The following is a 10367-nucleotide window of genomic DNA, read 5'->3' on the forward strand; positions in this document are numbered from 1 at the left end:
CGCAGAGAAGGGGACCAAGTGACCACCGACGAACCGGTCGGCGCACCGCGGAAGCCGGCCGACGAGCCGGCCGCGGACCCGGCTGTCGCCACGGGCGTGCAGGACAAGCCGGCCGCCGCCCCGGACAAGAAGCCGGGCGACGACGACTCCTTCCTGAGCCACTTCCTGCACAACCTGTGGTCGGCCAACACGGTCACCGTGACCGTGCTCTCCGTCGTCATGGCCATGGTCATCGGCGCGATCCTGATCATCGTGTCCGACCCGGCGGTGCTGGACACGTTCTCGTACTTCACCGCCCGGCCCGGCGACGCGCTCAACGCCAGCTGGACCGTGGTCAGCAACGCGTACGCGGACCTGTTCAAGGGCGCGATCGTCGACCCGGCCGCGATCACCGCCTGGAGCAACGGCACCGGCACCTGGCGCCAGGTCGTCTTCCCGATCTCCGAGACGCTGACGTACGCGGCCCCGCTGGTCTTCACCGGCCTGTCGGTGGCGCTGGCGTTCCGCGGCGGCCTGTTCAACATCGGTGGCCAGGGCCAGGCGGTCGTCGGCACGATCTGCGCCGCGCTGGCCGGTTTCCTGCTGCCGCTGCCGCCGGTGATCCACCTGATCGCCGCGCTCGTCGCCGGCCTGCTCGGCGGCGCGCTCTGGGGCTTCGTACCGGGCATCCTCAAGGCCCGCACCGGCGCCCACGAGGTCATCGTCACGATCATGCTGAACTACACCGCCAACCTGTTCCTGAGCTGGCTGATCCTGCAGAAGGGCATCCAGCAGAGCGGGCGCAGCGACGCGATCAGCGAGCCGGTCGACTCCTCGGCGCAGCTGCCGGCCGTCGGCGGGGAGGTCCGGGTCAACCTGGGCATCGTGCTGGCCGTGCTGGCCACCGCGGCGGTCGCCTGGCTGCTCAACCGGTCGGCGTTCGGCTTCGAGCTGCGCGCGGTCGGTGCCAACCCGGCCGCCGCCCGCACCGCCGGCATCAGCGTCGCGCGCACGTACACCCTGCTCATGGTCACCGCCGGTGGCCTGGCCGGGCTCGGCGGCGCGACCCAGGTGCTGGGCACCGCGCACGCGCTGACCACCCAGGTGGCCGGCAACATCGGCTTCGACGGCCTGCTGGTCGCCCTGCTCGGCCGCAACCGGCCGTGGGGCACCCTGGCCGCCGCGGTGCTGTTCGGCGCGCTGCGGGCCGGCGGCAACCGGATGCAGTCTTTCTCGAGCATCTCCCTGGAGCTGGTGACCGTGCTCCAGGCCCTGATCGTCATCTTCATCGCCGCCCCGGCCCTGGTGAAGGCGATCTTCCACCTGCGGGCCGCCCGCTCCGCGCGGCTCGGCGCATCGATGGCGAAGGGCTGGTGACCCCGGTGTCGACGGCGACAGTGGAGGACCTGACACCGACCGCGGCCCCGGCCCGGTTCTGGGACCGGCAGCGGCGGCTCGGGGTCGGCGTGGTCCTGATCGGCCTGATCGCGACGGCCATCTTCGGGCCGCTCGCTCCCTCGAAGACCGCCCGGTTCACCCTGAGCGAGGACGCCGCCGGCGCGGCGCTGTCCATCAACGGCCAGCTGGGCACGATCCTGTTCGGCCTGGTCGCGGTGGTCGCGGGCGCGGTGCTGCTGGCCGGGCTGGCCCGCCGCTACCAGACCTCCGTGCTGAGTCTGGGCATCCTCGGCTTCGTGCTGTCGTTCCTGTGCTGGCAGGTGGCGGGCAAGTTCCTGCCGCTGGTCGACACGGCGAGCGGCACGCTGGAGCTCGCGGTCCCGCTGGTGCTCGGCGCCCTGGCCGGCGTGCTCGGCGAACGCTCCGGCGTGGTCAACGTGGCCATCGAGGGCCAGTTCCTGATGGGTGCGTTCGGCGCGGCCCTGGTCGGCACGATGGCGACCAGCGTCTGGGCCGGCCTGTTCAGCGCGGCGGTCGGCGGCGTGCTCATCGCGGCGATCCTGGCCGTGCTGGCGATCCGCTACCTGGTGGACCAGGTCGTGGTCGGCATCGTGCTCAACCTGCTGGCGCTCGGCATGACCGGCTTCCTCTACGAGCGGCTCATGCAGACCGACGCGCAGTCGTACAACCAGCCGCCGCGGATGCCCGAGTGGCGCATCCCCGGCCTGGCCGACATCCCGGTCGTCGGCCCGGTCCTGTTCGACACCAACCTGCTGGTCTGGCTGGCCCTGATCCTGGTCTTCGCGATCCACTTCGGGCTCACCCGGACCCGCTGGGGCCTGCGGACCCGGGCGGTCGGCGAGCACCCGACGGCGGCCGACACAGTCGGCATCCGGGTACGCGGCCTGCGCTACCTCAACGTGCTGCTGGGCGGCGTGATCGCGGGTGCCGGTGGTGCCTACTTCACGCTGGTGGCGACGGGCAGCTTCAACAAGAACATGACGGCGGGCGCCGGCTTCATCGCGCTGGCGGCGCTGATCTTCGGTCGCTGGACGCCGTTCGGGGCGCTCGGAGCGGCGCTGTTCTTCGGCTTCGCGCAGAAGCTGGCGACGTATCTGAGCGTCGCGGGCAGCTCGGTGCCGAGCCAGTTCCTCAACATGCTGCCGTACCTGGCGACCATCATCGCGGTGGCCGGACTGGTCGGCCGGGTCCGCGCGCCGGCCGCCGACGGGCAGCCCTACATCAAGAGCTGACCGGCCGTTCAGGGGAGCCGCGACCGGCCGGAACGGTGGTGGGGCAGAATCGGCGGCATGGAGATCGACTGGGGCTCGTTGCGGGCCGCCGCCATCGAGGCCATGCGCCGCGCCTACGCCCCGTACTCCGACTTCCCGGTCGGGGTGGCCGGGCTCGTCGACGACGGCCGGGTCGTGGTCGGCTGCAACGTGGAGAACGCGTCGTACGGCGTCGGCCTCTGCGCCGAGTGCGGCCTGGTCAGCTCGCTGCACGCCACCGGCGGGGGCCGGCTGGTGGCCGTCTCGTGCGTGGACGCCAACGGCCTGCCGCTGATGCCGTGCGGCCGCTGCCGCCAGCTGCTGTACGAGCACGGCGGGGCCGACTGCCTGGTGGAGGCGCTGCCCCGGCCGCTGCGGATGGCCGAGCTGCTGCCGAACGCGTTCGGGCCGGACGACATCGAGAAGGTCACCGGGCCGTCCGCGGTGCCGGCCGTGCCCGCCCAGCTGGCCAAGTGGCGCGGCCGCGGGACGGTGTTCGTGCACCCGGACCTCTCCGGCGGTGAGCAGGTGTGGACCGGCTACTGGGAGCGGTCGGCCGGCAGCCCCGGTGAGGCCGAGGCGGAGAAGGGTGTCCTCGAGGAGGGGCCGAACTTCGCGACTGCCGGTGCGGCGGTGACCTGGGGGCTCACCCGTACCCCCAGGGTCGTGGTCGTCGACGCCGAGGGCGGCCTGTCCTGGGCCGGCGAGGGAGAGCCGCCGGAAGGCATCGGAACCAAGTGGGAGCAACGATGAGCGAGTTCGCCGCGGTCGACGTCATCCGGACCAAGCGCGACGGCGGGGTGCTCTCCGACGCCGCGATCGACTGGGTCGTGGACGCGTACACCCGGGGTGCCGTCGCCGATGAGCAGATGTCCGCGCTCGCCATGGCCATCCTGCTGCGCGGGATGACCCCCGCGGAGATCGCCCGCTGGACCGCGGCGATGATCGCCAGCGGCGAGCGCCTGGACCTGTCGGCCGTCTCCCGGCCGACCGTGGACAAGCACTCCACCGGCGGTGTCGGCGACAAGATCACGTTGCCGCTGACCCCGCTGGTCGCCGCCTGCGGTGCGGCCGTGCCGCAGCTCTCCGGGCGCGGGCTCGGGCACACCGGCGGCACCCTCGACAAGCTCGAGTCGATCCCGGGCTGGCGGGCGGCCCTGAGCAACGACGAGTTCGTCCGCCAGCTCCAGGACGTCGGTGCGGTCATCTGCGCGGCCGGCGACGGGCTCGCCCCGGCCGACCGCAAGCTGTACGCCCTGCGCGACGTCACCGGCACGGTCGAGGCCATCCCGCTGATCGCCAGCTCGATCATGAGCAAGAAGATCGCCGAGGGCACCGGCGCGCTGGTGCTCGACGTCAAGGTCGGCACCGGCGCGTTCATGAAGGACGTCGGCACCGCCCGCGAGCTGGCCCGGACCATGGTCGAGCTGGGCACCGCGCACGGCGTCCGGACGGTCGCCCTGCTGACCGACATGAACACCCCGCTGGGCCTGGCCGTCGGCAACGCGATCGAGGTCCAGGAGTCGCTGGAGGTGCTGGCCGGTGGCGGCCCCGCCGACGTGGTGGAGCTGACCCTGGCGCTGGCCCGGGAGATGCTCGCCGCGGCGGGCCTGGACACCGACCCGGCCGAGGTGCTCAGGTCCGGTGCGGCGATGGACTCGTGGCGGGCGATGATCCGGGCCCAGGGCGGCGACCCGGACGCGGCGCTGCCGACTGCCCGCGAGACCGAGGTGTTGCGCGCCGGCACCGACGGTGTGGTCGCGGGCATCGACGCGCTGGACGTGGGCCTGGCCGCCTGGCGGCTCGGCGCGGGACGGGCCCGCAAGGAGGACCCGGTGAGCTTCGGCGCCGGGATCATGCTCAAGGTGCGTCCGGGAGACACCGTACGGGCCGGCGACGTGCTGCTCGAACTGCGTACCGATGACGCCGGCCGAATCCCGGCGGCGCTGGCCACCGCCGAGGGCGCGGTCCGGATCGCGCCGGGCGCGCCCGCCCCCGCGCCGCTGCTGATCGACCGCATAGCCTGATCGGTCATGAAGGCCGCCCCCGATCCCCGAGCGGTGCGCGACGCCAGCCTGGACGAGCTGCACCGGCTCGGCCTGCCGCTGCCGCCACCGGCGTTCCCGCTGGTCTGGGAGCCGGGGGACGGTGTGGAGCTGCGCGCGACGGCCGAGCTCGAGGCCCGGGCGGCGGTGCTGCACGTGGTGGTGGCCCGCTGTTTCGGCATGCCCACCGAGGCGGCGATGACCTGGTTGCTGAGCTCACACCTGGTGGATTTCGTCACACCGCCGGAATGGCAGTTCGTGGCCGGCGGCAAGGGTGACCACCGGTCCTTCGTGCTGCACCACGATGCGGTCTTCGCGCTGGCCTGGCTGCTGGGGCTGAGCCGGCACCTGGACCCGACCGAGCCGCCCGAGGACAGGCTGATGCAGCAGATGCCGGACCTGCCCGGCGGGGAGCTGTTCGACCGGTGGCGGTCACGGGCGCTGGTGGCGCCGCGGGACGCGATCGAGGCGGCGGTGCTGCTCGACCTCTACTACTGCCTGGACTGGGCGTTCCAGGAGTCGGAGAAGGCCGGCAAGCCGGTGCCGGGGGAGATGGACAGCAACGCCATCGGGCAGCGCCGGTGGGCGCTCGAGTGGGGGGTGGTGTTCGTGGGGCCGTACCACGAGGAGCCGCCGGAGTGGGAAGAGGTCGACCTCTCCGTCTAGCCGGAGCTACACCGGCCGGTAGACGGTCAGGGTCACCGCCGCGGTGACGGTCTGCTGCGCTGCCCTGATCTCGTCCAGGGGGACGTGGCGGGCGCTCGGGGTCATCCCGATCAGGGCCCGGGTCTCCGTGGCCGTCAGGCTGAGCCGGCGGCTGTGGGTGGTCGTGACTTCCGCACGGAAGTTCGGACCCAGGGTCTGCGCCACCCGGTCGGCCTTGGCCGGGTCGACCCGGATCAGGCTGTGGGCGGTCACCAGCTCCCGGAGGTGCTCCGGGGCCGGGGTGACGACCAGGAGCATGCCGTCGCGGCGCAGGACCCGGTGGAACTCCGGGCCGTTGCGCGGGGCGAAGACGTTCAGCAGCGCCGAGACCGAGGCGTCGGCCAGGGGGAGGGGACGCCACAGGTCGGCCAGGGCGGCACCGGCCCGGGGATGGGCGCGGGCGGCGCGGCGCAGGGCCGGCTTCGACACGTCGAGGCCGAGACCCGGGACGGCCGGCAGAGCGTCGAGGACGTGCGCCAGGTAGTCGCCGGTGCCCGTACCCGCGTCGAGGACCAGACCGTCGTCCGCCCGTACCGTCTCGGCCAGCGCCTCCGCGATGAAGGCGTAATGGCCTTCGGCCAGGAAGGCCGCGCGGTCCGCGATCATCTCGGCCGAGTCGCCCGGATGGGGCGACCGGCCCGCCGTCAGGTTCACATAGCCCTGCCGCGCGATGTCGAAGCTGTGCCCCTGGCGGCACCGCAGGGCCTGGTCGCCGGTCCGGGCCAGCCCTTCGCCGCACACCGGGCAGCGCAGGTACGGCAATGCTCCGTCGATCATCCGCTGCTTCCCTCTAGCATCTGTTGATGGTCGCCATCACCCACGCCGACATCGTCAACGCCCCGAAGGCCCTGCTGCACGACCACCTCGACGGTGGGCTGCGGCCCGCCACGATCGTGGAGCTCGCCGCCGAGATCGGGCACGACCTGCCCGAGACCGATCCGGCCCGGCTGGGGGACTGGTTCGTCGCCGCGGCCGACTCCGGGTCGCTGGAACGCTACCTGGAGACCTTCGCGCACACCGTCGCGGTGATGCAGACCGAGGCGGGCCTGCACCGGGTGGCCAAGGAATGTGCGCTGGACCTGGCCGCCGACGGCGTCGTCTACGCCGAGATCCGGTACGCCCCGGAGCAGCACCTGGAGCGCGGCCTGAGCCTGGACGCGGTCGTCGACGCGGTGCACGCCGGATTCCGCGAGGGTTGCGCCGAGGCGGCCGCCCAGGGGCACCACATCCGGATCGGCACCCTGCTGACCGCGATGCGGCACGCCGCCCGGTCGCAGGAGATCGCCGAGCTGGCAGTGCGGTACCGCGACACCGGGGTGGTCGGCTTCGACATCGCCGGCGCGGAGGCGGGCTTCCCGCCCACCCGGCACCTGGACGCGTTCGAATACCTCCAGCGGGAGAACTTCCACTTCACCATCCACGCCGGCGAGGCCTTCGGGCTGCCGTCGATCTGGCAGGCGATCCAGTGGTGCGGCGCCGACCGGCTGGGCCACGGCGTGCGGATCGTGGACGACATCACCGGGACGAGCCTCGGGCGGCTGTCGTCGTACGTGCGGGACAAGCGGATCCCGCTGGAGCTGTGCCCGTCGTCCAACGTGCAGACCGGCGCGGCGCCGTCGATCGCCGAGCACCCCATCGGGCTGCTGCACGACCTGCGTTTCCGGGTCACGGTCAACACCGACAACCGGCTGATGAGCGGTACGTCGATGTCGCGCGAGATGGCGCTGCTGGCCGAGGCCTTCGGGTGGGGCTGGAGTGAACTGCAGTGGTTCACGATCAACGCGATGAAGTCGGCGTTCATCCCGTACGACGAGCGGCTGGCGATCATCAACGATGTGATCAAGCCGGCGTACGCGAAGTTGCTGGCCTAAAGTCCGCTTTTAAGCGGCATTGGCGACACGTCCGTACTTTCGTCTCGCGAAACTGGCGATTCGGTCAGCCGCCTCATCCTTTCGGACAGAGTGCTGTCTCAAACACTGCACAATCCGGCATCTTGCCTTGCCGTCGGCTCGTGTGCGAGCAATCGTCTGTGCTGCCGCGATCGAAGCTGGATCGGGTCCGATCGGTGTGTGCGGGAACCCCGTGGCACCGTTCGGAGCGAGTGACCCAAAGAGAAGCGCCCTTATACGAGCAGTGATGACTGACCGGCGATGTCCAACTCTTCGGACGCAACATCGCATCACACAAACGGTCCGGGTCAGGCTGCTCTTTCTCTTTGACACTCGTCGTGATGGAATCTCGGGGGCCCGACCCGGTGAGTCGGCCGTGTGCGGTGCCCGGTGATCCGATGGCCGGGTCCGAATCAGGAGGACGGTGACGTGAGCAAGCGCCCCAAGACGGCGAACGCTGTCATGTCGCGTCTCGGACGGCCGGCCGGCCGGCTGCGGGATCTGCCGATCTGGTCGAAGCTCGGGCTCATCATGCTCGTGCCCACGCTGGCGACGGTCGTCGTCGGCACCAGCGGCCTGATCGACCACATCAACGAGGCCAGTGACGCCGAGCGCGCCCGCACCCTGTCGGTGCTGTCGCAGGCCGCCGGTGGTCTTGTCGATCACCTGCAGAACGAACGCGCCTACGGCGTGATGATCGCGACCACCAAGAAGAGCACGCCGCAGCGCACCGCCGCGGACGCCGCCTACAAGGCCGAGCACCCGAAGGTGGACGCCGCCAAACTGCCGTACTCGCAGCAGAAGGCCGCCCTCGACGACGTGCCCGAGCAGGTCAACATCCTGCTCAAGCGGCTCGACAGCAACCTGCTCGAGCTGCCCTCGATCCGCAGCCGCACCGCCAACGGCGACTTCAACACCAAGGAGCTCAGGGAGAACTACGACCCCCTGATCAACGACCTGTTGAACGTCCGCGACGCGTCCGCGCAGCTCGCCCAGGACACCAACCTCAGCGACCGGCTGCGCGTCGTCGCCGCCGTCGCCCGGGGCAAGGACTACATCTCCCAGCAGCGTGCCGTCGGCCTCGAGGTCCTCGGCGCCGGGGACTTCACCCCCAGCCTGCGGCGCAAGTTCCTGCTCACCGACACCGGTTACGCGATCTCCGACGCCAGCATGCGCCAGGTCGCGACCGACGAGGACAAGGCGCTCTTCGACCGGGTCGTCAGCGGCCCGGCCAAGCGCAGCGCCACCAACCTCACCATCCCGCTGCAGGGACTGGCCCCGAACAACTCGGGGTCCATCCCGTTCAACCTCCCCCAGTGGGAAACGGCGATGCAGGGCTACAACGACCTGTTCCGCAACGTCGAGAACCGCCTCGACAGCCAGGTCGTGGAGCAGGCCACCGAGATCCGTGACGACGTGCAGACGCAGGTCTTCGTGGAGACCAGCATCCTGCTCGGCCTGCTGCTGCTGGCCATCATCTTCGCCTGGCTGGTCGCCCGCTCGATGGCCCGGTCGCTGCGCGAACTGCGCCAGGGTGCCCTCAACGTCGCCCAGTTCGGCCTGCCCCAGGCGGTCGAGCGGCTGCGTGACCCCGCACTGACCGGCTCACTGACCCCGGCCCAGGTGGCCGACCAGGTCGCCGAGCCGCTGCCGGTCCGCAGCCGGGACGAGTTCGGGCAGGTGACCGAGGCGTTCAACGCGGTCCACCTGGAAGCCGTCCGCACCGCCGCCGAGCAGGCCGCCCTGCGGTCCTCCGTCTCGACGATGTTCGTCAACCTGGCCCGCCGCTCGCAGATCCTGGTCGACCGGCTGATCGGCCACCTCGACCGCCTCGAGCGCGGCGAGGAGGACCCGGACCGGCTGGCCGAGCTCTTCCAGCTCGACCACCTCGCCACCCGGATGCGCCGCAACGACGAGAACCTCCTGGTCCTCGCCGGTGCCGACTCGACCCGTGTGCAGCGGGAGCCGGCGGCTCTGATCGACGTGCTCCGCGCCGCGCAGTCCGAGGTCGAGCACTACACCCGCATCGAGTTCGGCATGATCGACCGGGACATCGAGGTGTCCGCGCACGCGGTCAACGACATGGTCCACCTGGTCGCCGAGCTCTTCGACAACGCGACCGCGTTCTCCCCGCCGAACTCGCACGTCATCGTCGAGGCCCGGCGCCTGGGCGACGGCGCGGTGCTCTCGGTCGAGGACCGCGGCATCGGCATCAGCCGCGAGCAGCTGCGCGACCTCAACGAGCGGCTCGCCCAGCCGCCGATGGTGGACGTGGCCGTCTCCCGGATGATGGGCCTGGTCGTGGTCGCCCGCCTGGCCAACCGGCACGGCGTCAAGGTCGAGCTGCGCCCGGCCGACACCGAGCGCGGCACGGTCGCCGACGTGGGCCTGCCGGCCAGCGTCATGGTCTCCGCCTCGGCGGCCAACCGGCTGCAGCCCGGGGCCAACCCGTACGACCAGCCGGCGCGCAACGCGTTCACCGAGCCGCCGCTGGCCCTCGAGAGCAGCTCCAACGGTCGCGGTGGCTACCCGACCGGGCGCCCGTTCGACCCGAACCCGCCGATGCCCGCCGGTGGCATGCTCGGCGCCGGTGGCAACGGCAACCGTTCGGTCCCGGCCTGGTCCGACCTGACCGGCGCCCCCTCGAACGGCTTCGAGCCCGCAGGCAACGGCAACGGCTTCGGCGGACCGAGCAACGGCTTCGGTGGCCCCAGCAACGGCTTCGGCGGCGCCAACGGCTCCGGCAACGGCTCGAACGGGGCCAACGGCTTCCACGGCCCGCGCAGCAACGAGCCGATCCCGCCGCGGCCGCAGTCGCCGGCCGGCCCGCAGGGCTTCAGCGGTCCCGACGGGCTGCCGCAGCGCCGCAACGGTGGTGACGCCTACCGGCCCGAGGACACGGGCTCGTACGGCCACACCATCCCGCGTCAGCTGCCGGCCAACCCGGAGTCGCAGAGCCGCAACACGTTCGTGCCCCCGGTCTCCGCGCCTCCGGTCCCGCCGGTGTCCGCGCCGCCGGTGCCGTCCGCCCCGCCGTACGGTGGCGGCCGGCCGGTCTCCGCGCCGCCCGTGTCGTCGGC

8 protein-coding genes are annotated in these 10367 nt (G+C 71.9%); 7 read left to right on the forward strand and 1 reads right to left on the reverse strand.

All coding sequences use genetic code 11. The features are described from left to right. Positions 1-18 precede the first annotated feature (18 nt). The 5 genes from AB0C29_RS18375 to AB0C29_RS18395 are packed head-to-tail and all read left to right on the forward strand — an operon-like array spanning position 19 to position 5359. A complete protein-coding gene (locus AB0C29_RS18375; RefSeq protein WP_360821581.1) occupies positions 19-1356 on the forward strand; it encodes an ABC transporter permease in 1338 nt (445 codons plus the stop codon). 5 nt (positions 1357-1361) lie between these two features. After that, the gene (locus AB0C29_RS18380) at positions 1362-2630 is read left to right on the forward strand and encodes an ABC transporter permease (RefSeq protein ID WP_360821583.1); all 1269 of its coding nucleotides are present in this window, start codon (positions 1362-1364) and stop codon (positions 2628-2630) included. Positions 2631-2687: 57 nt separating this feature from the next. Beyond that, a complete protein-coding gene (locus AB0C29_RS18385) occupies positions 2688-3401 on the forward strand; it encodes a cytidine deaminase (RefSeq protein WP_360821585.1) in 714 nt (237 codons plus the stop codon). Continuing rightward, on the forward strand, positions 3398-4675 hold the full coding sequence (locus tag AB0C29_RS18390; protein WP_360821587.1) for a thymidine phosphorylase: 1278 nt from the start codon (positions 3398-3400) through the stop codon (positions 4673-4675). The genes AB0C29_RS18385 and AB0C29_RS18390 overlap by 4 nt, the downstream gene beginning before the upstream one ends. Before the next feature lie 6 nt (positions 4676-4681). Beyond that, positions 4682-5359 (forward strand): DUF4272 domain-containing protein, encoded by a 678-nt coding sequence (locus tag AB0C29_RS18395; RefSeq protein ID WP_360821589.1) that lies wholly within the window; start codon positions 4682-4684, stop codon positions 5357-5359. 6 nt (positions 5360-5365) lie between these two features. Here AB0C29_RS18395 and AB0C29_RS18400 read toward each other — a convergent pair whose 3' ends face one another. Continuing rightward, entirely contained in the window at positions 5366-6175 is an 810-nt protein-coding gene (locus tag AB0C29_RS18400) for a putative RNA methyltransferase (RefSeq protein WP_360821591.1), read from the reverse strand. Positions 6176-6201: 26 nt separating this feature from the next. Here AB0C29_RS18400 and AB0C29_RS18405 point away from each other — a divergent pair, with 26 nt between their 5' ends. Both AB0C29_RS18405 and AB0C29_RS18410 read left to right on the forward strand, forming a co-directional pair. Next, positions 6202-7269: an adenosine deaminase gene (locus tag AB0C29_RS18405; RefSeq protein ID WP_360545442.1), complete on the forward strand. Its 1068-nt coding sequence runs from the start codon at positions 6202-6204 to the stop codon at positions 7267-7269. Between the two features lie 447 nt (positions 7270-7716). Then, positions 7717-10367: sensor histidine kinase (locus AB0C29_RS18410; RefSeq protein ID WP_360821593.1), on the forward strand; the 2651-nt coding region annotated here is incomplete at its 3' end.

The organism is Actinoplanes sp. NPDC048791, assembly GCF_040650095.1.
In the GTDB taxonomy this organism is placed as follows: Bacteria; Actinomycetota; Actinomycetes; order Mycobacteriales; family Micromonosporaceae; genus Actinoplanes.

Bases quoted from the DNA above. Each gene is read 5' to 3' on its own strand.
- AB0C29_RS18395 (WP_360821589.1), top strand. From the start codon at position 4,682: ATGAAGGCCGCCCCCGATCCCCGAGCGGTGCGCGACGCCAGCCTGGAC.
- AB0C29_RS18405 (WP_360545442.1), top strand. From the start codon at position 6,202: ATGGTCGCCATCACCCACGCCGACATCGTCAACGCCCCGAAGGCCCTG.
- AB0C29_RS18390 (WP_360821587.1), top strand. From the start codon at position 3,398: ATGAGCGAGTTCGCCGCGGTCGACGTCATCCGGACCAAGCGCGACGGC.
- AB0C29_RS18400 (WP_360821591.1), bottom strand. From the start codon at position 6,175: ATGATCGACGGAGCATTGCCGTACCTGCGCTGCCCGGTGTGCGGCGAA.
- AB0C29_RS18385 (WP_360821585.1), top strand. From the start codon at position 2,688: ATGGAGATCGACTGGGGCTCGTTGCGGGCCGCCGCCATCGAGGCCATG.